This window comes from Georhizobium sp. MAB10 (assembly GCF_045012825.1).
Taxonomy (GTDB): domain Bacteria; phylum Pseudomonadota; class Alphaproteobacteria; order Rhizobiales; family Rhizobiaceae; genus Georhizobium; species Georhizobium profundi.
Window position 1 is genome coordinate 1,558,615 of sequence record NZ_CP118314.1, and the last position, 25,844, is coordinate 1,584,458.

Below are 25,844 nucleotides of genomic sequence, written 5' to 3' on the forward strand. Positions count from 1 at the left end.
TGGTTGGTCGTTGGGTTCAGGTGGCGATTTCGTTCTTGCGGGTCGCCCAGCCGATGACCCGGCCCTCGATCGCAGAGAAGATCGCGTAGAGCGTCACGCCCATGCCTGCGAGAATGAACAGGCCGGCAAAGACGAGTGGGACATCGAAGTTGGAGGAGGCCGACATCATCACATTGCCGATGCCGCGATTGGACGCGACGGTTTCGGACAACACGGTGCCGACGAAGGCGTAGGTGATGGCCACTTTCAGCGCAGCAAAGAAGAAGGGCATGGTGCGCGGCAGGCCGACATTCCAGAGAATGTCGAACTTGCTGGCGCCGAGCGCCTTCAGCGTGTCCTCCTGCTCGGGCTCGGTCGTGGCGAGGCCGGTCGCGATGTTCACGACGATCGGGAAGAAACAGATGACGATGGCGGTGAGGATGGCAGGGACCGTGCCCGAGCCGAACCAGAGCACGAAGATCGGCACGACGGCGACCTTCGGGATCGACGAAAAGCCGATCAGCAGCGGATAGGCGGTGTCGTAGGCCGTACGCGATACCCCGATCACCGAGCCGATGATTACGCCGACGGAAACGCCGCAGGCAAAGCCCACCATCGTCGTCATCAACGTCTGGACGATATGCGGCCACAGCACATTGATGCGGGTGAAGAGCGTGGTGAAGACCTGGGACGGGCGCGGCAGCACGAGATCCGACACGCCGAGCAGGATGCACAAAGCTTCCCAGGTGACGAAGAACGCGACGATGAGCGCGCCAGCCGCAATGCGGCGTTTGAACTGCTCGTTCATGGGCGCGCCTCGCTGGTGGGGGTGTTTCCGCTGCGCGCTTCGACGATCAGTCCACGCAGTCGCTGGTTGAGCTCGACGAAACCCGGTTCGAACGTCATCTCGACCGTTCGCGGACGAGGGAATGTGACGGCGCTGTCATCGAGGATGCGACCCGGCCGGGCGCTCATGACGCAGATGCGTTCCGCGAGATAGCCGGCTTCCTTGAGGTCATGGGTGACGAGCAGCACCGTGGGTTTCAGCTTCAGCCACAGGTCCTGCAGCGTGCTCCACAGTTCCTCACGGGTGAATTGGTCGAGCGCCCCGAAGGGTTCGTCGAGGAGCAGGAGGCGGGGTTCATGCACGAGGGCGCGGCAAAGATTAGCGCGCTGCAGCATGCCCCCTGACAATTGCCAGGGATAATGGTTGGCAAACCCCTTGAGCCCGACTTCCTCGAGCAGGGCATGAACACGGTCGCGGAACTCTGTCTTCCGCTTGGCGCGGAATTCATGACGGAACGGCCGCACGATCTTGAGTGGCATCATCACGTTCTTCTCGATCGTGAGCCATGGCAGCAATGTGGGGTTCTGGAACGCCATTCCGATCCGCAAAGCCTTGGCTTCGACTTCCCTGCCGCCGACGAAGACCGCTCCGGTCGTCGGTCTGATCAGGCCGGCGGCGAGCTTGAGGATCGTGGATTTGCCGCAGCCGGAAGGGCCGACGAGGGCGAGAAACTCGCCATCGCCGATCTTGAGCGACGTCTCGGAAAGCGCCGGAACCTGATTGTCGCCCCGTCCGAACGTCACGGTCGCCTGGGAAAGCTCCACAGCCGGCGTTCGGATATGCCGCTGCGCTGCTGCGGCGATCTGCGAGCCAGCCGGGGGAGGGGTCAATTTGTGCATACTGTTCATAACAGAGAGTGTATGCAATCGTGATGCCAGTTTCTCGTGGATCGGAGAAGGGCAGTGTTTTCAATGGTCCAGGAGAAATCGGCGGAGCGACGACGCGGCGAGCAATCGATGGATGGCCCTCGTTGCACACGAATTGAGCAATGCGTTGGCTGCAAATTGAGCGGCGAACTGCATGCGCACAGCACTCTCCTTGATTGATAAAGACACCCGCTGCCGTTAATCACTCTGTCGCTGGGATGGAGAACTTCTGTGGTTCGAGAAGATAAGGTGCCGGGTTCCCCCGGTTCGCGCGATGGTCTGGGTGACAAGGCGGGCATGATCTGTCGTGCAATCCGCCGCGCCATTGTGGAGCAGGCGCTCCGGCCAGGCGATCGGCTGCCGGAAGATGCGCTCGGCGAGCGCTTCGGGGTGAGCCGAACGATTGCTCGCCATGCCCTCGGGCAGCTCGGCGCCGAAGGTCTGGTCGACCTGCGGCGCAACCGCATCGCGGTGGTCGCCACGCCCTCGATGGAAGAGGCGCGCGACACGTTCGACATTCGCATCGAACTGGAAGGCTTGGTGGTGAAGGCGCTTGCCGGCCGGCTCGAGAAGAAGCAGATCGCTCGACTGCGAGAGCATGTGGAGGCGGAGCAGGCGGCGCGCCAGGGCAGTGAGGCAACCTCGATCAGGCTTGCGACCGAGTTTCATGTGCTGCTTGCCGAAATGACCGGAAAGCCGATCCTGACACGCTACGTCAACGAGGTTTCGTATCGGTGCGGCCTCACGCTGTCGGCTTTCGGCCGGCCGCACTCGTCGGAATGTGCCGTCAACGAGCACAGCGTGTTGATCGACGCTCTTGCTGAGGGTGATGTTCAGGAAGCCATGCGGCTGATGCGTGAGCATCTGGAGCAAGTGGCCGATCGCGCGTTGCTGGTCGCGCCGGACGCGCGCAATCGCGAACTCATGGACATTCTTGCACCTTATGCGGAAGAGGTCGCTTCGCGATCGAAGCGTCCGCGCAAGGCTTGAGTCCTGCCTGCAGCCTCAGCTGCGGGAAACCGAAGGATCGAGGATCCATTCGGCGCTGTCGTTCCAGACATCCATCTTCACGATCTTGCCGTTGCGAACGACGAACCGGTCGACGTAGCGGTTGTCCTTGAAGGGCGTCCCATCAGGCCATTCGCCGTACAATGTACCGATGCTGTAGACGACAGTCTCACCGTCGCCCGGTGCGACGTCGAACCGATCCATCTTCTTCTTCACCCAGTTGTAGCGGGCGGCGTTAAACGCCGTGGGACCGCGCGGATGGTCGAAATCGCGCCCACCGGTGAAGGTCACGACGAATTCCGGCGCGACGAAAGCGGCGGCGCCTTCCGGATCCGGGATCATCGATGTCTCCAGATAGCGGCGCACGATCTCGGCATCGTCATGGATGCGATCGTCAGGGGCATTGGCCAGGGATTGGACAGACATGATCGCTCCTTCGTTCGCTCGTGCGGTGTGTCGAGTATTCGGCTTGATTGAATACACTTTGATATGCATATTGCATGCTATTCTTTGGCGCAAGTGAGCGGTCTTCAATGCTTGATCTGGTTCTCCGCAACGGGCGGATACGCGGCCGCGCAGAGCCCGTGGACATTGGCATCCGTGGAGGGCTGATCGCGGAAATCCAGCCACGGATTTCGTCATCCGCACCGCATGAAGATCTTGGCGGAAGGCTGATCCTGCCGGGCTTCTGCGACACACATGTGCATCTGGACAAGGCGTGCCTCCTGAACCGCTGCGGCCATGACCATGGCGGACTGGCCGATGCCATCGCTGCCGTTTCCCGCCTCAAAGCCGATTTCACCTGCGAGGATGTCTACGCCCGCGGCGCACGATGCCTCGACCGCGCAATCACCCAAGGAACGAGCCACATGCGCACCCATGTGGAACTGGACCCGGCGGTCGGGCTTCGCAGTTTCGAGGCGATCCTAAGCCTGAAGCAGGATTATGCGTGGGCCATCGATCTCAACATCTGCGTGTTTCCGCAGGAAGGGCTGTTCAATCGTCCGGGCACGGAAGCGCTTCTGGTCTCAGCGCTCAAGCAGGGCGCCGACGTCCTCGGTGGCTGCCCCTATACCGACACGCGTCCCGATGATCATGTCGCACGCATCTTCGATCTGGCCCAACGCTTCGATGTCGATCTCGATTTCCACCTCGATTTCGATCTCGACCCCAATTGGATGCATCTCGACGCCGTCATGCGCGAAACGGAGCGGCGTGGATGGGAAGGGCGGGTTGCCGTGGGGCACGCGACGAAGCTTTCCGCGCTCTCCACGGACGCCCTGGCGCAGATCGCAGTACGCCTGGAGCAGTCTGGCGTTGCCGTCACCACCTTGCCGGCGACGGACCTCTATCTCATGGGCCGCGCACATGACGGAAATGTGCCGCGCGGCGTGACGCCGGTCCACCGCCTGCAGGCGCAGGGCGTCACCTGTTCGATCGCCACCAACAACGTGCTCAACCCGTTCACGCCATTCGGCGATCTCTCGCTGCTGCGCATGGCGAACCTCTACGCCAATGTCTGCCACGCCGGTCCTTCGGACTTTGGCTCTGTGCTCGACCTCGTGACGGAAAGTCCTGCACGCTTGATGCGGCTTCCGAATTACGGGATCGCCAAGGGGGCCGCTGCGGATCTGATCGTTCTCGATGCTCAAGACGAGGTCGAGGCCATCGCGGCACTTCCAGATCCGCTCAAAGGCTACAAGCGCGGCCAGCCGACATTCGTGCGCGAAACGGCCCGACTGCTCGCTCCTTCGAGCGTCAAGCAGGCAGCGCTGCGGAAAGGCAGTTCCAGCTTCGGATAAGGCCGTCCAGAGGCTCGGCAGATTCTCACTCGCAATTCCGTTCGCGTCACCAGCCGTTCAAATTGGCCTGCGAGCAGCTAGAAGTCTCAAGGATCTGTCTGCGGCCAGCTGGCCATCACGCGATCCACGATTCCCAGCAGCTTGGTCCTGGAGGCTCCGTCCTTCGCCAGTGTCGACATGCCCTGTATGACAGCGAAGACGTGGCCCGCCAGTATCTCCGCATCGGATCCTGATGGCAGGATGCCCTCACGGATATCCCGCTCGATCCGGGCGCGCAGGGCCGCCTCGATGTTCCTGCGGATAGCGGCCAGCGACTCGCGCACGGCATCGGCTTCCGTCGAACTGCTGACGAGGGAACTGGCGAGAAGACAGCCGGGCGGCGCGTCGTCCCGCGTGTCACCGAGTGCTGCGGCGACGAGCAGGTCCCGGGCTGCATCATGAGCTGTGGGCGCCTCGGCAATTTTTTGCTCGATGGCATCGAGGCCGCCCAGATAGCGCTGAACCGCCTCCAGGAAGAGGCGTCGCTTGTCCCCGAAAGCAGCATAGAGGCTTGGCGGCATGATGCCCATGACACGGGTCAGGTCGGCGATCGAAGTGGCCTCATATCCATGGCGCCAGAAGAGGTGCATGGCGCTGTCAAGCGCCGCGTCCCTGTCGAAGGACAGCGGGCGACCAGCGCGTCTTGTCGTGGATGCGGCCGTTGATTTCATAAGGTTCACTATAGAATGCTTGACCGACTATCTCAAGGCGGTTAGAGAGGTTTTGTAGCGATCACTAGGAAACCATCGTATGTCTGTGGGTTCATATCGTCCGCTGGGTCGGTCAGGCCTTCTCGTAAGCTCGCTTTCACTGGGGACCATGACCTTTGGCATCGATCGGTGGGGCATGGAGCGTGCCGACGCGGAAGCTGTTTTCGATGCCTATGTCGAGGCGGGTGGAAACCTCATCGACACCGCCGACGTCTATGCCGGAGGCCGCAGCGAGGAAATGGTCGGCGAAATCATTGCGGATCGCGGGCTGCGCGACAGCCTCGTCGTTGCGACGAAATCCGGCTTTGCCAACGGCCGCGGCCCACATGTCGGCGGCAATGGCTCCAAGCACGTCCACGCCGCGCTTGAGGGATCGCTGCGCCGGCTTGAGACCGACTATGTCGACCTCTATTGGGTCCATATCTGGGATACGCTGACGCCGGCGGAGGAACTTCTGGAGACGATGACGAACCTCGTGCGGTCAGGCAAGATCCGTTACTGGGGACTGTCCAACGCGCCTGCCTGGTATGCGGCGAGAGTGGCGACGCTTGCGTCCGTCCACGCCATGCCTGGCCCCATCGCGCTGCAGTATTTCTATTCTCTCGTCAGCCGTGAGGTGGAGGCCGAGCATCTGCCGCTTGCTCGGGCGATGGGCCTCGGCATGGTTCCCTGGAGCCCGCTTGCCTACGGCCTGCTCACGGGCAAGTATGATCGCGCTGCGGTCGAAGCGGGCGCGCCCCGTGCCGGAGGGCTGCCGAGCGATGCCGGGACCGGTGCTTCGCGTCCGGAAGGCGACAAGCGGCTGGATGGAAGCAATCCCTTCGGCGATACGCTGTTCACCGATCGCAACTGGGCCATCGTCGAAGCGCTTCGCGGTGTTGCCGATACGATCGGCGAGACGCCTGCGCGCGTGGCGCTGGCTTGGGTTCTGTCAAGACGCGGGGTCGATACGGCCCTGATGGGGGTGAGCCGCGTGTCTCAGGTTCACGACAACGTTGCTGCCACCGAGCTTCGGCTGCCGGCAGACCAGATCGCCATCCTCGACGAGGTCAGCAGCCCACAAACCGCGATGCTCTATGGGCTCTTCTCACCGCAGGCGCGCCAAAAGTTCGTCTTCGGCGGAGCCTCCGTCGTTGATCGCGAATAAAACAGTAGGTTTCCAGCGCGTTTGACGAGGGCGCAGCCCAAGGCAGGGCCGTTGCTCAGTCAGTCTCGGGTCTCTCACGGCCAGATCAGGAAGACGTAGCCAGCGTAAAGCGCGAGCAGTACGCCCCCTTCCCATCTGCTGACGCGTCTGCTCGTGAAAGCAAACGCAAGGAGCAGGAAAGCCACGGCGATCATCACCAGATTATCGAAGGTGGCGATCTCACGCGGTACCGCGCCCGGAGCGATGAGAGCGGTGAAACCGCCGATGCCGAGAATATTGTAGATGTTGGAGCCGACGATGTTGCCGAACGCGACATCGCCCTGTTTTTTCAGGCCCGCGACCACCGAGGTCACCAGTTCGGGCATCGAAGTTCCCACTGCAACGATCGTCAATCCGATGACGGTTTCGGAGATACCAAAGCCCCGTGCAAGCGCAACAGCGCCCGATACGAGAAACGTGCCTCCGATGATCACGAGCGCCAACCCTGCGATGGCGGTGGCGAGGGAAAAGCCGAGAGACCGGGCCGGGCGAACTTCAGTCGGAGTCAGGGCAGAACCTGCCTCCTGCCGGGCAGCACCTTTATCGAATGCCGCTCCATGATCGGATGGGCCCGTGCTTTCCTGGCGAAACGCGATGTAGATATAGGCGCAAAGCGCAAGGATGAAGACCAGGCCCGCCAGTCTGCTCATCGGCATGAAGGCGGCAATACCCGCGAATACAAGCGTGGCTGCGACCATCGTCACGCCATCGCGCCGCAATGCGCGCGATTGCACCGCAATTGGCATCACGAGTGCTGCAACGCCCATGATCAGCAAGGTGTTGGCGATGTTCGAACCGACGATATTGCCGTACGCAATGCCGCTGGAGCCGGCAAGCCCGGCCTGAACCGAGGTGACGAGTTCGGGCATCGAAGTTCCGAAGCCAACGAGCGTCAGCCCGATGACGAGAGGCGAGACACCAAGGCGCGTAGCCACGTTCACGGCACCGCGAACGAGGAGTTCGCCGCCAACCAACAGCAGAACAAGGCCTCCGAGCAGTGGGAGCCAGACCTCGAACATGAATAGAACTCCTGATTAGAGCGCGGCCCGCGAGCGCGGTGCGACTGACGTGATGCCTGCGGTTCAGCATGAGCCGACATCGACCACGCTTCCGATCCGATGTAGCCGTGTTGTCGAAGTAAGCAAGAGCCAAGCACCGGCGCAATCGAGGCTGACAGCACGTTTTCCCGCGCCATCATCCGAACCCGTGCCCAGCTTGCGTTGAATAACAGCGTGTCGCCGGGCACGTTCGTCGAAGCTTCCATGCCGATCGAAGAAATCCGCGCTTCGGGGCGCCGTGCACGGAACGCAAGCGCGTCTCGTCCGGAAAGATCAATTCGAAGCAATGGACCGCCAAGTGAGACGCCGTTGCTTTGAGATCGGCGAGCTGTCGCACGTAGTAACGCCCGTCCCGGCGCGTGAGGTAGGAAATCCGACCCATTACATCTCCGCGTACATTGGCGCGAGATGTCACACATAAAACTGAACCCCTGTTCGGCCTTAAGTGTTTGATTTTGCTTGGATAAGACAATGGTAGCGGAGGAGGGATTCGAACCCCCGACACAAGGATTATGATTCCTCTGCTCTAACCTACTGAGCTACTCCGCCGGGTCCCGTGCGACAGGTCTTGGTGCGGGTGCGCCGCTCAATCGCTGGGGTCGGCGGCATATAAGGTGTGGCGGTTTTCGGTGTCAAGCGGCAGCGCTTGAAAAGCTTGGGACCTGCGTAATCTCCGGGCAGGCGGGTTGTTCAAGCGATGTGCGCCCCCCCACTGCCGACTTGCGCTTCAATGGCGGGATGACTATCCCAGCCGCAGGCAAGAAGAGGCGGAAACCATGACGGAACGGGACGTGCCGGCCATCGCGGTCATCGGGGCGGGCTATTGGGGCGCAAACCACGCGCGGACGCTGCGTGGCCTCGGCGCGCTGGTGGCGGTGGCCGATCACAATGCGGAGCGGGCGGCCGCAATTGCCGCGGAGACCGGGACGGTTGCGCGCACGCCTGCCGAGGTTCTGGCAGACCCCGATATCGACGGCGTCGTGCTGGCACTGCCGCCGCAATTTCACGCCGAGAATGCGCTGGCCGCGATCGCCGCGGGCAAACATGTGCTCGTGGAGAAACCGATCGCGCTGAAGATCGAGGACGGCGAGGCGGTGGTCGCAGCCGCGCGCGACGCCGGCCTTATCGCCATGACGGGTCACGTGCTGCGCTTCCATCCGGCGTTCGAAGGGCTCATGGACCTGATTGACAGCGGCGAGCTTGGGCAGATCCGCTACATTCACTCGCACCGGGTCGGGCTCGGCAAGTTTCACCCGGAAAACGATGCGCTATGGGATATCGCGCCGCATGATCTGTCGCTGATTTTGGCGATCACGGGGGAAGAGCCCTCGCGCGTGTCGGGCGAGGGCACGGCCGTCATCGATCATTTGAGCGATTTCGCCCATCTGCATCTGACGTTTCCCTCCGGGCTTCGCGGTCACGTGTTCACCTCGCGGCTCAATCCCTACCGCGAGCGGCGGCTTTCGGTGATTGGCGACAAGGGGATGGCCGTGTTCGACGATGTCGCGCCGTGGGCTGAGAAGTTGCAGCTTTATCCGCACCGGGTCTGGCGCGAGGACGGCAGCATCCATTTCGAAAGTGCCGAGCCGGTCTATCAGCCAATTGCCGAGGGCCTGCCGCTGACGCGCGAGTGTGCGCATTTCCTGCACTGCATCAAGACGGGCGAAGCACCGCGCACTCCCGTCTCCGATGGCCTGGCGGTGATGCGTATCCTCACGGCCGGCATGGTGCGTCACCAGAGCTGAGGCTGCTCATCTGTCAGGCGGTTGCCGGCACCGACGGGCTGCCGCGCGATCGCATCATGATGAAGGTGATGATTGCGACGTTGAGCACGTTCCAGGCGATGCCGTTGATGAAGGCGGCGTGGTAGGAGCCGGTCCATTGATAGATCGCGCCGGATAGCCAGCCGCCGAGTGCCATGCCGAGCACGGTTGCCATGATGACGATGCCGACGCGGCGGCCGGCTTCCTCGGCCGGCAGATATTCACGCACGATGATCGCATAGCTCGGCACGATCCCGCCCTGGGACAGACCGAAGACGAGCGACACCACATAGAGTGACGTCAGCCCATCGGAGGGCAGATAGAGCGTCAGCGCAATAAGCTGGCCGATGGTGCCGAGAAGCAGGGTTCGGATGCCGCCGATCTTGTCGGCGAGTACACCTGACAGGAGACGGCTGACGACGCCGCCGGCTACCATGACGGCCAGCATTTCAGCGCCCGCGGTGACGCCGTAGCCGAGATCGGCGCATAGCGCGACGATGTGCACCTGTGGCATCGACATGGCCACGCAGCAGCCGACGCCCGCGACGGCCAGCAACCACTGCAGCTGGCGCGGCGTAAGCGTCATGCGCTGGCCGGTTGCCGGGTCGATGCCAACGCGATTGGCATCGGCCGTGAAATTGGCTGGAATGCGCGGCCGCAAGAGAAGCGCGCCGGGGATCATCACGCAAAGCGAGATGACCGCGATGGTGAAATAGGCGGTGCGCCAGCCTTCGACCGCGATGATATCCTTGAGCAGAAGCGGCCAAATGGAGCCGGCGAGATAGTTGCCGCTGGCCGCTGTCGCGACCGCGATGCCGCGGCGGCGCCGAAACCAGTGCGAGACGTCGGCAATCAGCGGGCCGAAGGATGCCGCCGTCCCGATCCCGATGAGAAAGCCCTGGATCATAGTGAAGACGATGAGGCTTGGCGCTATCGCCGCGCCGGCAAAGCCGATGGCGAGCGCCAGGGCCGCGCCCAGCAGGCACGGTGCTATGCCGAAGCGATCGACGACGCGGCCGAGCAGCAGGTTGCCGACGGCAAAGCCGAGCATCGTTGCCGTGTAGGGCATGGATGCCATCGATCGGCTTACCGCGAACTCCGCCTCGACAGCGGGCATGACGAGGATGACCGACCACATCCCGGCGCTGCCGACCGTGCCGATCAGAGCCGATATGGCAAGCCGCGTCCAGGAATAGCGGCCATCGAGCGCAAAGGATGCGGGAACGCGCCCGGAGAGAAATGACGAAAACACTTGGACGACCCCGCTCGTGACCCGCTGAAGAGGGCCGCGGCATGCTGGGCAGCGCCCGGCACGACGCTGATTGCGCCGCCCGCCTGCTGCCCGGCGAGAATGCAACCGTGGTTCTTCCTGCACAAGTTTTAATCGGTGTAGGATCTTTCAGAAATTCTGATGGGTCACAAAGCCTGCATTCAGGTCTTCAGGCCGTCTGGCATACTGGTTGCATAGTCTTGTTCAAGGTCCAGAGGGGGCCAGCAAGACGGCATCGAACGATGCCAAAGGAAAAGGCCGCCGGGCCCGGAACGCGACCTCGGATGAACAGGCGCAAACCGGGTTCCGGCGGCCTTTCGTCGTCCGTGACCAACAAAATCCCAAGCAACTTTCAGTTTGGAATAATTCTAAACTATTGATTTCATGGCGCGATCTGTCCGCGGCCTTTGACAAAGTTGATCCGCTGGCTCATATAAGACTGGCGAGCCCAGCCGATCAGCCGCCTTTCGCTGCCCATGCGATGCGAGATGGCAACCGGTCGGCGATCATGGCCGCCTGTTAACTCGGCGGCATTGCAGAGTGGTTGGACATGATCGTTTGTCACTGCAATTACATCAGTCAGAAAGACATCGAGTCGACGATCGTGTCGTTGCTCGATGAAGATCGCTGGCAGCTGATCGTGCCCGCAAAAGTCTATCACGCACTCAGCAAACGCGGTAAATGTTGCGGATGTTTCCCCAATGTGGTGGATACGATCCTGAGGGTCACCGAAGAGTATCACACCCGCAACACACCGAGCGCTGAGGTCCTTCCTTTCATGGAGCGGCTGAATGCGCTGCTCGATCAGTATGGAAGGACGAGGCATCATGAAGGGCGACGAACGGGTCATCGAGCGACTGAACAAGGCGCTGTTTCTCGAATTGGGGGCGGTGAACCAGTACTGGCTCCACTACAGGCTTCTCGCTGACTGGGGTTACGGCCGCCTCGCCAAGAAGGAGCGCGAGGAATCCATCGAAGAGATGCAGCACGCCGACAAGATCATCGAGCGCATCATCTTCCTCGAAGGTCATCCGAACCTGCAGTCGGTCGCGCCGCTGCGCATCGGGCAGAACGTCAAGGAAGTTCTCGAATCCGACCTCGCTGGTGAGTACGACGCACGCACCTCCTACAAGGAATCGCGCGACGTCTGCCACGACTGCGGCGACTACGTCACGATGGAGCTTTTCGAAGACCTGCTGAAGGACGAGGAAGGCCACATCGACTTCCTCGAAACACAGCTCGAACTGATGGCCAAGATCGGCGAAGAGCGCTACGGCCTCCTGAACGCATTGCCGGCCAACGAAGCCGAGTAATCATCGAGCCGGCGGCATCCAGGTGCCGCCGGTTTTTCTTTGACGAGCGATCCGTTGCAGATCGCGACCAGCCTCAGGCTCTCGCCGCAAATCTCCCACTTTCGGTTTTCTTTCGTTTGGCGCATAGTGCACCGGCAATGTGCGTTTCTTTGTCGTGCCCGGCGGAGGGTGTGGCGGCATTTCGGCGCCGCTGATCGGGTGCGCGCATGCAAGGCAAGTTCTGGTGAGGAGAGGCGTGCATCATGTTTCTGTCGGTTCGGCAGCAGCAGATTCTCGATATTGCCAAGGCCGATGGCCGGGTCATTGTCGACGACCTTGCGTCGAAGTTCGGGGTCACGCCGCAGACCATCCGCAAGGATCTCAACGATCTTTGCGATCATCGCCAGCTCGTTCGCATTCATGGCGGCGCGGCTCTGCCGAGCGGCAGCGAGAACCTGCAGTATGAAAAACGCCGTCTGATCGCCTCGCGCGAAAAGATCGCGATTGGTCGTGAAGCGGCGCATCTCATTCCCAACAACGCCTCCTTGTTCATCAATATCGGCACGACGACGGAAGCGGTCGGCGAGGCGTTGACCGACCACACCGAATTGATGGTCATCACCAACAACATCAATGTCGCCAACAGGTTACGTCTTTACCCATCGATCGAAGTGGTGATCGCCGGCGGCGTGGTTCGCGGATCAGACGGCGGGATCGTCGGCGAGGCTGCGGTCGATTTCATCCGTCAGTTTAAGGTCGATTACGCCGTGATCGGTGCCTCCGCGATCGATGAAGACGGCGCTCTGCTCGATTTCGATTTTCGAGAAGTGAAGGTTGCGCAGGCGATCATCGCCAATGCGCGCCATGTCATTCTCGTGTGCGATTCCACGAAATTCGAGCGCACGGCGCCCGTCCGGATCGGGCACATTTCGCAGGTCGACAGCTTCATCACGGACCGTTGTCCAGACCCTAGAATTCGGGGGATTTGTGAGGAATCCGACGTCCGCTTGGTGGAAGTCGCCATCTGATATTCTTGTTGTGCCTGCCGATCGCGGGCCAGAATGACGTGCGTTCTTCGAATTCGCCTTTGACATTCGTTTTTGGTTCGTTATGCTTTCACTAACTTTCGTGCAGCGCAATAGAATGCTGCATTGCGAAGTGGGAGGGGTTCCGTGTCCGGTTCGAAGGCGTTCGACATTTTCATTGTCGGCGGTGGCATCAATGGATGCGGCATCGCGCGGGATGCCGTTGGTCGCGGCTACAGCGTCTGCCTGGCCGAAATGAACGATTTTGCTTCGGGCACATCCTCGTGGTCGACGAAGCTCGTCCATGGCGGTCTTCGCTATCTCGAGCATTACGAGTTTCGCCTGGTGCGCGAAGCGCTGATGGAGCGCGAAGTGCTCTGGGGCATGGCGCCGCACATCATCTGGCCGCTGCGTTTCGTGCTGCCCCACCACAAGGGTCTGCGTCCTGCCTGGCTGCTGCGCCTCGGGCTCTTCCTCTACGACCATATCGGCGGGCGCCGCCGTCTTCCGGCAACGACGACGCTCGACATGAAGCGCGATCCAGCCGGCAAGCCGCTGAAGCCGCTGTTCTCAAAAGCGTTCGAATATTCCGACTGCTGGGTCGATGATGCGCGTCTCGTGGTGCTGAACGCCCGCGATGCGGCCGACAAAGGGGCCGTCATCCGGCCGCGCGCCAAGCTCGTTTCTGCCCGCACGGAAAAGGATGGCTGGTTGCTGACGATCGAAGATCAGGCGAGCGGCCGGCGGGAAGACGTTCGGGCGCGCGCCGTCGTCAATGCGGCAGGTCCCTGGGTCGATCAGGTTCTCTCGCGTGCTGTCGGTCGTAACGATGTTCACAATGTGCGGCTTGTAAAGGGCAGCCATATCGTCGTGCGGCGGCTTTTCGAGCATGACCGGTGCTACATTTTCCAGAACGCCGACGGCCGGATCATCTTCGCCATTCCCTATGAGGGCGATTTCACGCTGATCGGCACGACGGATCTGGACTATGAGGGCGACCCGAAGGACGCTGCCATCTCGCAGGCGGAAATCGATTATCTATGCGATGCCGCCAGCGAATATTTCGCCAATCCCATCAAGCGCAGCGACGTCGTCTGGACCTATTCGGGCGTGCGGCCGCTTTATGATGACGGCGCCAGCAAGGCGCAGGAAGCCACGCGCGACTATGTGCTGAAGCGCGATGGTGCGAATGGCGGACCGGCGCTGATCAACGTGTTCGGCGGCAAGATCACCACCTACCGGCGCCTGGCGGAATCGATGATGGACAAGATCGCCGAGGCTATCGGGCCAAAGGGCAAGCCATGGACGGCAGGCGCGACTTTGCCGGGCGGTGATTTTGATGCCGAAGGCTTTCCGGAGCAGGTGCGCCGGCTCAAGGGTGACTATCCGTTCCTGAGCGAGCAGCAGGCGCATCGCCTCGTCCGGCTTTACGGGACGCGCGCCTGGAAGCTCCTCGGCACTGCCTCTCAGGCAAGCGATCTCGGCCATCATTTCGGGGCTGACCTCTACGAGTTGGAGGTCGCCTACCTGATCGAGCAGGAATGGGCGCAATCGGCCGAGGACGTCTTGTGGCGTCGCACGAAGCTCGGCCTGAAGACTGGCGCGGAGGAGGCAGCTGCGCTCGATCGATACATACGGGAAAAGAGAAGCGGCATCAGCCATTCGGCGGCCGAGTAAGACGGGCGGCCGCGGCCTGGCCGCGAGACTGCGCGAAGGGAGGAGGACACATGCTGGAGCTCAAGGGCGTCACCAAGATGGTGGGTGCCGAGACGCATATCAGCGACATCAACCTGACGCTGGAGCCGGGAACGCTGAACGTTCTGCTCGGGCCGACGCTGTCCGGCAAAACGAGCCTGATGCGGCTGATGGCGGGTCTCGATCGACCCACGTCGGGACAGGTGTTCTTCCGCGGCAAGGATGTGACCGGCGTTTCCGTGCAGAAGCGCGATGTCGCGATGGTCTACCAGCAATTCATCAATTACCCGGCGCTGACCGTCTACGAGAACATCGCTTCGCCCATGCGGGTTGCCGGCGTCGACAAGGCAACGATCGACCGGGAGGTGCGTAAAGCCGCCGAACTGCTGAAGCTCACGCCGATGCTCAAGCGCACACCGCTCAATCTTTCCGGCGGGCAGCAGCAGCGCACTGCGCTGGCGCGCGCCATCGTGAAGAATGCCGGTCTGGTGTTGCTCGACGAGCCGCTCGCCAACCTCGACTACAAGCTGCGCGAGGAACTGCGTCTCGAATTGCCGCGCATCTTTGCAGAAAGCGGCGCGATCTTCGTTTATGCGACGACAGAACCCAGCGAAGCGCTGCTGCTTGGCGGCAATACGGCAACGCTGAGCGAAGGGCGCGTCACGCAGTTCGGCCCGACAATCGACGTCTACCGGGAGCCCGCCGATATCCTGACGGCCGAGACCTTCGCCGACCCGCCATTGAATGCGATCGACGTGGTCAAGCGCAACGGGCGCTTCGTGATGGAAAGCGATGCCAGTGTGCCGGCGCAAGGCGCGCTCGCATCGCTTGCTGACGGTCCGTACCGCATGGCCTTCCACCCGCATCAATTGCGCCTCGAGCGCTTGGGCGAAGATCATGCACCCATCAAGGCGCGGGTGACGGTCACGGAGATCACCGGTTCGGAAAGCTTCATCCATCTCGATTTCGCCGGTCAAAAATGGGTGGCGCTGGTCCACGGCATCCACGAGTTCGAACCGGACGCGATGGTCGAAGCCTATATCGACCCGCGCCACATCCTGGTCTTCGACGCGCAGGGCCGACGGGCCATGGCGCCATCGTCGCTTGCGGCTTGAGGAGAAACCGATGGCACGCATCGAACTCGACCATATCCGTCACGCCTACATGGCCAATCCGCAATCGGCCGACGATTACGCGCTGAAAGAGGTGCACCACCAGTGGAGCGACGGCGGCGCCTATGCGCTGCTCGGCCCTTCCGGTTGCGGCAAGACCACGCTTCTCAACATCATTTCGGGTCTCTTGAAGCCTTCCGAAGGCCAGATCCGGTTCAATGGCGCCGATGTGACAAACCTTTCGACCGAAGAACGCAACATCGCTCAGGTGTTCCAGTTCCCGGTCGTCTACGACACGATGACGGTCTTCGACAATCTCGCCTTTCCGCTGCGCAATCGCGGCTTGCCGGAAGCGGACGTCAAGAAGCGCGTCACCGAAACGCTCGAGATGCTTGATCTCTCCGACCGCGCCAACAAGCGGGCGCGGGGCCTGACCGCGGACCAGAAGCAGAAGATTTCGCTCGGTCGCGGGCTGGTGCGGCGGGACGTGAACGCCATCCTCTTCGACGAGCCGTTGACGGTCATCGATCCGCATCTGAAATGGGTGCTGCGTTCGGAATTGAAGAAGCTGCACCGCCGCTTCGGCTTCACGATGGTCTATGTGACGCACGACCAGACCGAGGCGCTCACCTTCGCCGACAAGGTCGTCGTCATGTATGAGGGCGAGATCGTCCAGATCGGCACGCCGGACGAGTTGTTCCGAAGGCCTGCCCACACATTCGTCGGTTATTTCATCGGCTCGCCAGGCATGAACATCGTGCCGATCAAGCTCGACCAAGGGCGTGCGCGCCTCGGCGAACATGTAATCGACATTCCTGGCGCGACGCCCATGCCGGGCAAGATGGAGCTCGGCATCCGGCCGGAATTCGTCACGCTCGGCCGCGAAGGCATGCCGATCTCGATCTCGAAAGTCGAGGATATCGGCCGACACCGCATCGTGCGGGCGCAACTCGCCGACCACGACATCGCGGTGATGGTGCCGGAGGATGGCGACATCCCGGCGGATCCGCGGGTCACCTTTGTGCCCGAAGGCATCAATCTCTATGCCGACTCCCGGCGCGTCGAGACGAGGGGCTGATCATGGAAAAGACCTACAACAACAAGGCCTGGTTCCTCGTTCTGCCGGTTCTGGTGCTGGTTGCCTTCTCCGCCGTCATCCCGCTGATGACGGTGGTCAACTACTCGGTGCAGGACACGTTCGGAAACAACGTCTTCTTCTGGGCCGGCACCGAATGGTTCGAGCAGGTTCTGACATCGAGCCGCTTCCATGGCGCGCTGATCCGCAGCCTCAGCTTCTCGCTGGTGATCCTGGCCATCCAGATCCCGCTCGGCATCTTCGTGGCGCTGAACATGCCGCGCAAAGGCATCGGCGTACCGATCTGCCTCGTCCTGATGGCGCTGCCGCTCCTCATTCCGTGGAACGTGGTCGGCACGATCTGGCAGGTCTTCGGCCGTGGCGACATCGGTCTGCTCGGCTACACGCTGCGCACGCTCGGCATCTCCTATAACTACGCTACCGATCCCTGGCATGCCTGGATCACGGTCGTGGTCATGGATGTGTGGCACTGGACGTCGCTCGTCGTGCTGCTCTGCTATGCCGGTCTCGTCTCGATCCCGGACGCCTATTATCAGGCGGCGAAGATCGACGGCGCGTCGCGATGGTCCGTCTTCCGCTACATCCAGCTGCCGAAGATGAATCGCGTACTTCTGATCGCCGTGCTGCTGCGCTTCATGGACAGCTTCATGATCTACACCGAGCCGTTCGTCGTCACCGGCGGTGGACCGGGCAGCGCCACCAACTTCCTGTCGATCGATCTCGTGAAGATGGCGATCGGGCAGTTCGACCTCGGACCGGCTGCCGCCATGTCCATCGTCTACTTCCTGATCATCCTGGCGCTGTCATGGGTCTTCTACACCGTCATGACGAACTACGACACGGCGGACCGCTGAGATGGCCGAACGGGAGGCAAGTGCCATGGCAACCACCACGACGACCATGCTGAGGGAAACGGCGTCTTCGCACCACGAGGCGCTCGGCCAAAGCGAGGCAGTGGCGCGCAAGATGCGCCGTCGGGGGCGTGAATCGCGCTTCTGGTGGCTCGTTCCGACGCTCTACATCGTGTTCCTGATGTTGCCGATCTACTGGCTCGTCAACATGAGTTTCAAGACGAACACCGAGATCCTCGGTTCATTCTCGCTATGGCCACAGAACCCGACGCTGCGCAACTACATGGTGATCTTCACCGATCCGGCCTGGTACTCGGGCTATATCAACTCGATCATCTATGTGACGCTGAACACGATCATCTCGGTGGGTGTGGCTCTTCCTGCGGCCTATGCGTTCTCGCGCTACAAGTTTCTCGGCGACAAGCATCTGTTCTTCTGGCTTCTCACCAACCGCATGGCGCCGCCGGCCGTCTTCGCGCTGCCGTTCCTGCAGCTCTATTCGTCGTTCGGCCTCATCGACACCCATATCGCGGTGGCGCTTGCGCACTGCCTGTTCAACGTGCCGCTGGCAGTCTGGATCCTCGAAGGGTTCATGTCGGGTGTGCCGAAGGAGATCGACGAGACGGCCTATATCGATGGCTATTCGTTCCCGCGCTTCTTCGTGAAGATCTTCATGCCGCTGATCGCATCCGGCATAGGGGTGGCTGCCTTCTTCTGCTTCATGTTCTCGTGGGTGGAACTGCTTCTGGCGCGGACGCTGACGACAACCGAAGCTAAGCCGATCGCCGCCACGATGACGCGCACCGTTTCGGCGTCGGGCCTTGACTGGGGCGTGCTGGCGGCGGCCGGCGTGCTCACCATCATTCCCGGTGCGCTCGTGATCTATTTCGTGCGCAACTACATCGCCAAGGGCTTTGCCCTCGGCCGCGTCTGAAGAAGAGGAGACCGGATATGGATTTCTCATGGATGGCCTGGACGACGCCGACGGCGCTGTTCTTCCTCGGCATTCTGACGCTGCTGCTCGGGATGGGCGTGTGGGAATATTTCTCGCCGGGCGGCAATCCTCGGGTCGGCATCCTGCGCTTCGAGACGACGCGCGGCGACCGGCTGTTTCTGTCGCTGCTCGGCTCGGCATTCATTCATCTCGCATGGCTGGGGCTCGTCGGTCCCAATCTGTGGTGGGCTCTAGCCCTATCGGTGGTCTACGCGATCGGCGTGTTCCGCTTCGTCTAGGGAGAGGCAACGGGCCGCCCTCAAGGCGGCTTTCGGACGGCAAACTGCAATCGCACTCAAAGGGAGGAACCTCATGCGAAAGCAACTGTTCTCAACGACCACGGCGCTTGCGCTGCTTTGCGGAATGGGCGTCGCCCATGCCGACATGGAAGCAGCCCGAGCCTTCCTCGATGCCGAGATCGGCGACATGTCGTCGCTTTCGCGCGAGGAACAGGAAGCCGAAATGCAGTGGTTCATCGATGCGGCGGAACCGCTGTCCGGCATGGAGATCCGCGTCGTTTCGGAAACCATCACGACGCACGAGTATGAAAGCCAGGTTCTGGCTCCGGCCTTCACCGCGATCACCGGCATTCGCGTCACGCACGATCTCATCGGCGAAGGCGACGTCGTGGAACGTCTGCAGTCGCAGATGCAGACCGGCGAAAACCTCTACGACGCCTATGTGAACGACTCGGATCTGATCGGCACCCACTGGCGCTACCAGCAGGTCCGCAACCTGACCGACTGGATGGCAGGCGAGGGTGCCGACTTCACCAACCCGAACCTCGATCTGGAAGATTTCGTCGGCATCTCCTTCACGACCGGCCCGGACGACAAGGTCTATCAGCTTCCGGTTCAGCAGTTCGCGAACCTCTACTGGTTCCGCTACGACCTGTTCACCGATCCGGAGATCATGGCTGAGTTTGAAGCCGAGTATGGCTACGAGCTCGGCGTGCCGATCAACTGGGCGGCCTATGAAGACATTGCCGAATTCTTCACCGGCAAGGAAATCGACGGCACGTCGATGTACGGTCACATGGACTATGGCCGCCGCGATCCTTCGCTCGGCTGGCGCTTCACCGATGCCTGGCTTTCGATGGCCGGCAACGGCGACAAAGGCCTGCCGAACGGTCTTCCGGTCGACGAATGGGGTATCCGCGTCAACGAGAACTCGCAGCCGGTCGGCTCGTGCGTCGCTCGCGGCGGCGACACCAACGGCCCGGCTTCGGTCTATGCCATTCAGAAGTATCTCGATTGGCTGGCAGCCTACGCACCGCCGGAAGCCCAGGGCATGAACTTCTCTGAATCCGGCCCGGTTCCGGCTCAGGGCAACATCGCTCAGCAGATCTTCTGGTACACCGCCTTCACCGCAGACATGGTTGGCGAAGGTGCTTCCGCAGTCCTCAACGAAGACGGCACGCCGAAGTGGCGCATGGCGCCCAGCCCGCATGGCGTCTACTGGCAGGAAGGCATGAAGCTCGGCTATCAGGATGCCGGCGCTTACACGCTGATGGAATCGACCCCGGTCGATCGTGCCCAGGCGGCCTGGCTCTATGGCCAGTTCATTGCGTCGAAGACCGTGGATGTGAAGAAGAGCCATGTCGGCCTGACCTTCATCCGCGAATCCACCATCCAGCATGAGAGCTTCACGGAGCGTGCGCCTGAACTCGGCGGCCTCGTCGAGTTCTACCGTTCGCCGGCCCGCGTTCAGTGGTCGCCGACGGGCACCAACGTGCCGGACTATCCGCGTCTCGCACAGCTGTGGTGGCAGGCGATCGGCGATGCGTCTTCCGGTGAGAAGACCGCGCAGGAGGCCATGGACCAGCTCTGTGCCGAGCAGGAAGCTGTGATGGAGCGCATTCAGCGTTCGGGCATCCAGGGCGACCTGGGTCCGGTTCTGAACGAGGAAGAGAGCCTCGAGTACTGGAACGAGCAGGCGCAGGCCAACGGCACGATCGCGCCGCAGCTCAAGAAGGAAAACGAGGACGAAGAGCCCCAGACGATCACCTATGACGAGCTGATCCAGAGCTGGCAGGCCGCTGATGCATCGGCACCGGCCGATGCTGGAGCCATGGAAGAGGAAGCAGCACCGGCAGAAGCCGATGCTCCTGCCGAAAGCGAAGCTGAAGGCCAGCAGAACTGATCGTTCTTCAACGAGCAAGGGGGCCGGGGTTCATCCCCGGCTTCCGTTTATGCGCATGGGCACGAATGGACGAATTCATGACAGCGAAGCACATCCTCGCGATCGATCAGGGCACGACATCGAGCCGTGCGATCCTCTTTGACGAGGCGCGTCGCATCGTTGCCGTGGGCCAAAAGGAATTTCCGCAGCATTTCCCACACTCCGGCTGGGTCGAGCACGACCCGGAAGACATCTGGGAGAGCGTGATCTGGTCCGTTCGATCGGCGCTGGAGAAGGCAGGCCTCGAAGCCGGCGACGTCGCAGCCATCGGCATCACCAATCAACGCGAGACGGTTGTCGTCTGGGACCGGGCGACGGGCAAGCCAATTCACAACGCGATCGTCTGGCAGGACCGACGCACCGCTGCGCTTTGCGCCGAGCTGCGCGATGCCGGGCATGAGCCGATGGTCACGGAACGGACGGGGCTGCTGCTCGACCCGTATTTTTCCGGCACGAAGCTGGCCTGGATCCTCGATCATGTTCCCGATGCGCGCGCCCGCGCCGACAAGGGCGAATTGTGCTTCGGCACCATCGACACGTTTCTCATCTGGCGCCTGACGGGTGGCCAGTCCTTCGTGACCGACGCGACCAACGCCTCGCGCACGCTTCTCTGCAATATCGATACGGTGAGTTGGGACGAGGAGCTTCTGTCTCTTCTGAACATCCCAGCCCAGGCGCTTGCGGAGATCCGTGATTGCTCGGGCGAGTTCGGCGTCACGGACAAGAGCGTCCTCGGTGCTGCGATCCCCATCCTCGGTGTGGCCGGCGATCAGCAGGCGGCCACGATCGGCCAGGCCTGCTTCAAGCCGGGCATGTTCAAATCGACTTACGGAACGGGGTGTTTCGCGCTGCTGAACACCGGCGCGGATCGCGTTGAATCGAACAACCGCCTGTTGACGACGATCGCCTATTGCCTTGACGGTGAGACGACCTACGCGCTTGAGGGCTCGATCTTCGTTGCCGGGGCGGCTGTCCAATGGCTGCGCGATGGCCTGAAGATATTGAAGGACGCCTCGGAGAGCGGGGCGCTCGCGGACAAATCGGATCAGGAACAGGCGGTCTACCTCGTGCCGGCCTTTACCGGGCTTGGTGCACCGCATTGGGACGCGAACGCCCGCGGCGCGATCTTCGGTCTGACCCGCAGCACGGGCCCGGCAGAGCTGGCGCGCGCTGCGCTGGAATCGGTCTGTTTCCAGACCCGTGATCTTCTCAACGCCATGCACCGCGACTGGTCCGGCGCCAATGGGGATACGGTGCTGCGCGTCGATGGTGGCATGGTGGCGTCCGATTGGACGATGCAATGCCTTGCCGATATTTTGGATGCACCTGTCGATCGGCCGCGGATCCTGGAAACGACGGCGCTTGGCGCGGCGTGGCTTGCCGGCTCCAAGGCCGGGATCTGGCCGGATCGGACGGGCTTTGCGGAAGATTGGGAGCGCGATCGCCGCTTCGAGCCGAAAATGAGCGCCGAGACCCGCCAGGAGAAAATCGCCGGCTGGGACGATGCTGTTTCAAGAACGCTCTCCAGGCCCTAGCGCGGGCCTTTTTCAAAAGATTGTTTTTCGACTTTCTTAACGTTCACGGCATCTCGCTGTGACCAACGCAGGAAACTTGCTCCGCTTTGCTTTGCCGCATGGCTCACACTGCAATATACAACCGGTGGATGGTGTTGCTGGGGAGGTTGCAGTTGTGGAACGGGCGGGTATTGAAGGAAGTATAGGGATCGGTTCGGCAGACGCGATCGAGCCGGAATACAGGCTGGCATTGCTGCGGGAGTGGCACTGTGCGCTGACAAGCATCGTCGCTGCGGACCCGGAAACCCCCGAGACACGCCGGACCATCGACACGATCGAAGGCGAAATCGCCAAGCTCGAAATTATCTGCAAAAAAAATCGATCGAGCGCGGAACCGAAAATCGGGTCGAATGTTATTGGGTCGTAGCGTTCACAACGACGGGTTCTTTTCCCACCCCCCGAAACGCCCTGTCCGACGCTTACATTGCCTTGATGCCCGCCCCGAACCTCAAGGCAACCATAAAAACCGGCTCTCCCCCCAGAGCCGGTTTTTTATTGTCCTGAGTTCGAGATGCCTCAGGCGACCTTCTGCCGAAGAGGCTTGGCGGGGATGATCGCTTCCGGCAGATCGGCCACCAACTGCTCCGCCTTGGGAGCATTCTCCGCCAGCATGACGTCGAGCGCCTTCTTGGCGAGGGGGCGTCCGAAATAGAAGCCCTGGACCTCGTGGCAGCCTTCGGCGTTGAGGAAGGCGAGGTGTTCCTCCGATTCCACGCCCTCGGCAAGTACCGGAATGTCGAGGCTGGATCCGAGAATGATCGTCGCGCGCACGATGGCCGCGGCTTGTCGATCCGTATTGACGCCATCGACGAAGGACCGATCGATCTTGATCTTGTCGAACGGGAAGTTCTTGAGCGTAGCGAGGGACGAGTAGCCTGTGCCGTAGTCATCCATGGCGATCCGCACGCCAAGGCTCTTCAGCTGTCGGATGACGTGAAGCGCGCGCGTCTGATCCTCGATAATGCCCGTTTCGGTTATCTCGAGCTCCAGTCGCGAAGCGGCCAAGCCGGAGTTCAAAAGGGCCTCGTGGACAATTGTGGGCAGGTTGGTCTGCGCCAATTGCAGCGGCGCGACATTGACGGCGATGCGGTAGGGCTGAGCCCAGGTCGATGCCTCACGGCAGGCCTCGCGCAGCACCCATTCGCCGATTTCGCAGATCAGACCCGATTCCTCGGCGATCGGGATGAACTCGCCCGGTGACACCATGCCCCGTTCCGGGTGGTTCCACCGCAGCAGGGCCTCAAACCCGACAAGCTGGCGCGTCGCGGCATCGTTTTGTGGCTGATAGTAGAGCTCAAGCTCTCCCTTCGCCACAGCCTGTCGAAGACTGACGGCAAGCGCGCGCCGCGAGCGTTGGCCCTCGTCCATGGACTTGTCGTAGAAGCACACGGATGGCCCATCGATCGACTTGGCGCGATACATGGCCAGGTCGGCCTTGGTCAGCAATTCTTCCGGCTTCTGGCCATCGATCGGGAAGATGCTGATGCCGATGCTCGCCCCGATCGAGAGCAGGTGCTCGTCATAGGGGAAGGGCTCGCAGACCGCAGCGACGATCGCATCGGCGAACTGGCTCGCTTCGGCCTTTGTGTAGATGCCCGACTTGACCGCCACGAATTCGTCGCCGCCTACTCGGGCCAGGAACTCACCGGGCTTCATCATGCGCTGGATGCGGGCTGCCAGTTCTCGCAGGAGCACGTCACCAGCGGCATGGCCGTGCACGTCGTTGACGAGCTTGAAGCGGTCGAGGTCGAAGGCGAAGAAAGCGGTGCGAGCCGCGTCAACAGCCCTGTCGTCTGTCAGACTTTCGAGCTTGGAGTTGAGGTAGGCGCGGTTCGGCAGGCTCGTCAGCGGGTCATGGAGAGCAAGGTGGCGATAACGATCGACAGCTTCGTTCTGCGTTTGCACGTCGATGAAGTGAATGGCGGCGCCCGTCGCGAGCACCAGCACCATGATAGAGACGACGCCAAACGCCAGGATCGATTGAGGGATCAGCATTTCTGGGCGGAACGCGCCGGCATCGGGGATGACCGTCATCGCGCCCATGGCGGTAAAGTGAGTACCGCAGATCGCGAGGATCAACGCTGCGACGCTGCCATAACGGCAGAATCGGGTGACAGGACGCACAGCGCGGTTCATGGCAAGCGCGCCGAAAAGTGCTCCGATCACCAGCGACGCGATGACGAGGTTATCGTCCCATATGATTGAACCCTGAAGTTCGTAGGCTTTTACGCCGGAATAATGCATGGCGCCGACGCCGAGACCCAGGATCGCCCCGCCGGCCTCAGCGAGGTAGGTCTCACGTCCGAGCGCGGTGATGAAGAAGCCACTAAAGGTCGCGGCGATGCCGATCAGCAGCGACAGGAAGGTCGACTGCGGTTCGTAACCGTGAGCTACACCGGGGTCGAAACCCATCATCGCGGTGAAATGGGTCGTCCAGATGGTCGCTCCGGCGAGGAAGCTCGCAAGGAACAGCCAGGCATAGCGCCGGCCTCCTTCCGAGCGGCGGACCCGAGAGAACAATCGGATGGAGATCAGGCACCCTGCCAGGCAGATGAGAGCCGCCAAAAGCACGAACCGAAAATCGTGATCGATAACCAGGCAGGATAGAACTTTGACCATGCGACGGTGCCTCTTGTGTACACGATCCGCATAACCCCTAAATTCCCACCAAATTACAAATTGTGTCGATGTTCTCGCAGCATGTGAGATCAGGACTGCTGAAACAGTAAGATGTGATTAATTGATCGTTTCGACTACCAGGTGATCGGTAATCCGTTGTGATCGAAGAAGCCTGCATTGTCTTCATACTGTAGACGATCGATGACCGTCAGAAGTTTTTCGGCGGCCTCATGGGGCTGTTGGATGAACAGGCCCTGCTTGGAGAACGGTGCAGACAGGTCGGTCGCGACCGTGCCGGGATGCAATGCGCAGCATATGGCATGAGGCCTGGTGCGCCTCAGCTCGATCGCCGCGGTCCGCGTGAACTGGTTCAGCGCAGCTTTCGATGCGCGATAAGAATACCAACCGCCGAGCGCATTGTCGCCGATGCTGCCGACCCGGGCGGACAGCGTCGCGAAGACGGCTTTTCCCTGTCGCGGCAGCAGCGGCAGATAATGCTTCATGATGAGGGCAGGGCCGATGGCATTGAGCGCGAATGCCTTCGCCATGTGCTGGGGTGTCAACTCGCGCAAAGCCTTTTCCGGCCTGTGCTTGTCATCGTGGAGAAAGCCTGTGGCATCGATGACGAGGCGGATAGCCCGATCACCCTGCGCAACGGCCTTTGCAGACCCAGCGATGCTCTCCTCGTCCTCCAGTACCAATGCCGGATCGGTGCGCCGTCCGATGAGCATGACGTCGGCAAATGCGGAACTTGCTTCGAGTGCGTGAGCGAGCGCCGTGCCGATGCCGCCGGTGCCGATCACGATGGCGCGACCGCCTGTTTCAAAAGATGTGAGGATCATGAGGCATGAAATGGAACGCGGCCACGGGATGTCCA

The 25,844-nt window shown here is 61.5% G+C and carries 23 protein-coding genes, 1 tRNA gene and 1 pseudogene; 16 read left to right on the forward strand and 9 right to left on the reverse strand.

Translation table 11 applies throughout. From position 1 onward, the window contains the following. Window positions 1-16 precede the first annotated feature (16 nt). On the reverse strand, window positions 17-787 hold the full coding sequence (locus tag PU133_RS07120) for an ABC transporter permease (protein ID WP_126009046.1): 771 nt from the start codon (window positions 785-787) through the stop codon (window positions 17-19). Continuing rightward, a complete protein-coding gene (locus PU133_RS07125; RefSeq protein ID WP_404864076.1) occupies window positions 784-1,674 on the reverse strand; it encodes an ABC transporter ATP-binding protein in 891 nt (296 codons plus the stop codon). Before PU133_RS07125 ends, PU133_RS07120 begins: the two co-directional genes overlap by 4 nt. A 315-nt stretch (window positions 1,675-1,989) precedes the next feature. On the opposite strand from PU133_RS07125, the gene PU133_RS07130 reads away from it, so the two are divergent. Continuing rightward, on the forward strand, window positions 1,990-2,682 hold the full coding sequence (locus PU133_RS07130; protein ID WP_404864467.1) for a GntR family transcriptional regulator: 693 nt from the start codon (window positions 1,990-1,992) through the stop codon (window positions 2,680-2,682). A 15-nt stretch (window positions 2,683-2,697) separates the two neighbouring features. On the opposite strand, the gene PU133_RS07135 is transcribed toward PU133_RS07130, so the two are convergent. Continuing rightward, entirely contained in the window at window positions 2,698-3,126 is a 429-nt protein-coding gene (locus PU133_RS07135) for a nuclear transport factor 2 family protein (protein WP_126009050.1), read from the reverse strand. A 107-nt stretch (window positions 3,127-3,233) separates the two neighbouring features. Between PU133_RS07135 and PU133_RS07140 the strand changes: the two genes are divergently transcribed. Then, window positions 3,234-4,502, forward strand: coding sequence for an amidohydrolase family protein (locus PU133_RS07140; protein ID WP_404864077.1), 1,269 nt, complete (start codon window positions 3,234-3,236; stop codon window positions 4,500-4,502). 86 nt (window positions 4,503-4,588) lie between these two features. On the opposite strand, the gene PU133_RS07145 is transcribed toward PU133_RS07140, so the two are convergent. Then, entirely contained in the window at window positions 4,589-5,212 is a 624-nt protein-coding gene (locus PU133_RS07145) for a TetR/AcrR family transcriptional regulator (protein ID WP_404864078.1), read from the reverse strand. 148 nt (window positions 5,213-5,360) lie between these two features. Here PU133_RS07145 and PU133_RS07150 point away from each other — a divergent pair, with 148 nt between their 5' ends. Then, the gene (locus tag PU133_RS07150; RefSeq protein ID WP_404864079.1) at window positions 5,361-6,398 is read left to right on the forward strand and encodes an aldo/keto reductase; all 1,038 of its coding nucleotides are present in this window, start codon (window positions 5,361-5,363) and stop codon (window positions 6,396-6,398) included. 74 nt (window positions 6,399-6,472) lie between these two features. Here the strand turns inward: PU133_RS07150 and PU133_RS07155 are convergent, their stop codons facing one another. Both PU133_RS07155 and PU133_RS07160 read right to left on the reverse strand, forming a co-directional pair. Beyond that, entirely contained in the window at window positions 6,473-7,456 is a 984-nt protein-coding gene (locus PU133_RS07155; RefSeq protein WP_404864080.1) for a calcium/sodium antiporter, read from the reverse strand. Between the two features lie 511 nt (window positions 7,457-7,967). Beyond that, window positions 7,968-8,044 (reverse strand) — tRNA-Met (locus PU133_RS07160). Window positions 8,045-8,271: 227 nt separating this feature from the next. Here PU133_RS07160 and PU133_RS07165 point away from each other — a divergent pair. Beyond that, a complete protein-coding gene (locus PU133_RS07165; RefSeq protein WP_404864081.1) occupies window positions 8,272-9,240 on the forward strand; it encodes a Gfo/Idh/MocA family protein in 969 nt (322 codons plus the stop codon). A 13-nt stretch (window positions 9,241-9,253) separates the two neighbouring features. On the opposite strand, the gene PU133_RS07170 is transcribed toward PU133_RS07165, so the two are convergent. After that, window positions 9,254-10,510, reverse strand: coding sequence for an MFS transporter (locus PU133_RS07170; RefSeq protein ID WP_404864083.1), 1,257 nt, complete (start codon window positions 10,508-10,510; stop codon window positions 9,254-9,256). 568 nt (window positions 10,511-11,078) lie between these two features. Between PU133_RS07170 and PU133_RS07175 the strand changes: the two are divergent. The 12 genes and pseudogenes from PU133_RS07175 to PU133_RS07230 all read left to right on the forward strand — a co-directional run. Then, a pseudogene (locus tag PU133_RS07175) lies at window positions 11,079-11,384 on the forward strand (bacterioferritin-associated ferredoxin); the annotation flags it as partial. Next, window positions 11,356-11,841 (forward strand): bacterioferritin, encoded by a 486-nt coding sequence (bfr, locus tag PU133_RS07180; RefSeq protein ID WP_126009060.1) that lies wholly within the window; start codon window positions 11,356-11,358, stop codon window positions 11,839-11,841. The pseudogene PU133_RS07175 and the gene bfr, both read left to right, overlap by 29 nt. 242 nt (window positions 11,842-12,083) lie before the next feature. After that, complete coding sequence (locus PU133_RS07185; protein WP_404864084.1) at window positions 12,084-12,848, forward strand: DeoR/GlpR family DNA-binding transcription regulator; 765 nt, start codon at window positions 12,084-12,086, stop codon at window positions 12,846-12,848. A 144-nt stretch (window positions 12,849-12,992) separates the two neighbouring features. Further along, window positions 12,993-14,522, forward strand: a complete 1,530-nt coding sequence (gene glpD / locus PU133_RS07190; protein ID WP_404864085.1) for a glycerol-3-phosphate dehydrogenase — start codon at window positions 12,993-12,995, stop codon at window positions 14,520-14,522. Window positions 14,523-14,572: 50 nt separating this feature from the next. Further along, window positions 14,573-15,655 carry an ABC transporter ATP-binding protein gene (locus PU133_RS07195; protein ID WP_404864086.1) on the forward strand — a complete coding sequence of 361 codons (1,083 nt, stop codon included), beginning with the start codon at window positions 14,573-14,575 and terminating at the stop codon, window positions 15,653-15,655. Window positions 15,656-15,665: 10 nt separating this feature from the next. Continuing rightward, window positions 15,666-16,730, forward strand: a complete 1,065-nt coding sequence (locus PU133_RS07200; RefSeq protein WP_404864087.1) for an ABC transporter ATP-binding protein — start codon at window positions 15,666-15,668, stop codon at window positions 16,728-16,730. A gap of 2 nt (window positions 16,731-16,732) precedes the next feature. Further along, the gene (locus tag PU133_RS07205) at window positions 16,733-17,602 is read left to right on the forward strand and encodes a carbohydrate ABC transporter permease (protein WP_126009070.1); all 870 of its coding nucleotides are present in this window, start codon (window positions 16,733-16,735) and stop codon (window positions 17,600-17,602) included. A gap of 112 nt (window positions 17,603-17,714) precedes the next feature. After that, window positions 17,715-18,533, forward strand: a complete 819-nt coding sequence (locus PU133_RS07210) for a carbohydrate ABC transporter permease (protein WP_126012907.1) — start codon at window positions 17,715-17,717, stop codon at window positions 18,531-18,533. Window positions 18,534-18,550: 17 nt separating this feature from the next. After that, complete coding sequence (locus PU133_RS07215) at window positions 18,551-18,832, forward strand: DUF2160 domain-containing protein (protein ID WP_404864088.1); 282 nt, start codon at window positions 18,551-18,553, stop codon at window positions 18,830-18,832. A 73-nt stretch (window positions 18,833-18,905) separates the two neighbouring features. After that, the gene (locus PU133_RS07220; RefSeq protein ID WP_126009074.1) at window positions 18,906-20,735 is read left to right on the forward strand and encodes an ABC transporter substrate-binding protein; all 1,830 of its coding nucleotides are present in this window, start codon (window positions 18,906-18,908) and stop codon (window positions 20,733-20,735) included. Window positions 20,736-20,812: 77 nt separating this feature from the next. Further along, window positions 20,813-22,309 carry a glycerol kinase GlpK gene (gene glpK, locus PU133_RS07225; protein WP_404864089.1) on the forward strand — a complete coding sequence of 499 codons (1,497 nt, stop codon included), beginning with the start codon at window positions 20,813-20,815 and terminating at the stop codon, window positions 22,307-22,309. 58 nt (window positions 22,310-22,367) lie between these two features. Beyond that, window positions 22,368-22,715 carry a hypothetical protein gene (locus PU133_RS07230; RefSeq protein ID WP_404864090.1) on the forward strand — a complete coding sequence of 116 codons (348 nt, stop codon included), beginning with the start codon at window positions 22,368-22,370 and terminating at the stop codon, window positions 22,713-22,715. A gap of 149 nt (window positions 22,716-22,864) precedes the next feature. On the opposite strand, the gene PU133_RS07235 is transcribed toward PU133_RS07230, so the two are convergent. Continuing rightward, window positions 22,865-24,967: a putative bifunctional diguanylate cyclase/phosphodiesterase gene (locus PU133_RS07235; RefSeq protein WP_404864091.1), complete on the reverse strand. Its 2,103-nt coding sequence runs from the start codon at window positions 24,965-24,967 to the stop codon at window positions 22,865-22,867. 134 nt (window positions 24,968-25,101) lie between these two features. Next, window positions 25,102-25,809, reverse strand: a complete 708-nt coding sequence (locus tag PU133_RS07240; RefSeq protein ID WP_404864092.1) for an SDR family oxidoreductase — start codon at window positions 25,807-25,809, stop codon at window positions 25,102-25,104. Window positions 25,810-25,844 lie beyond the last annotated feature (35 nt).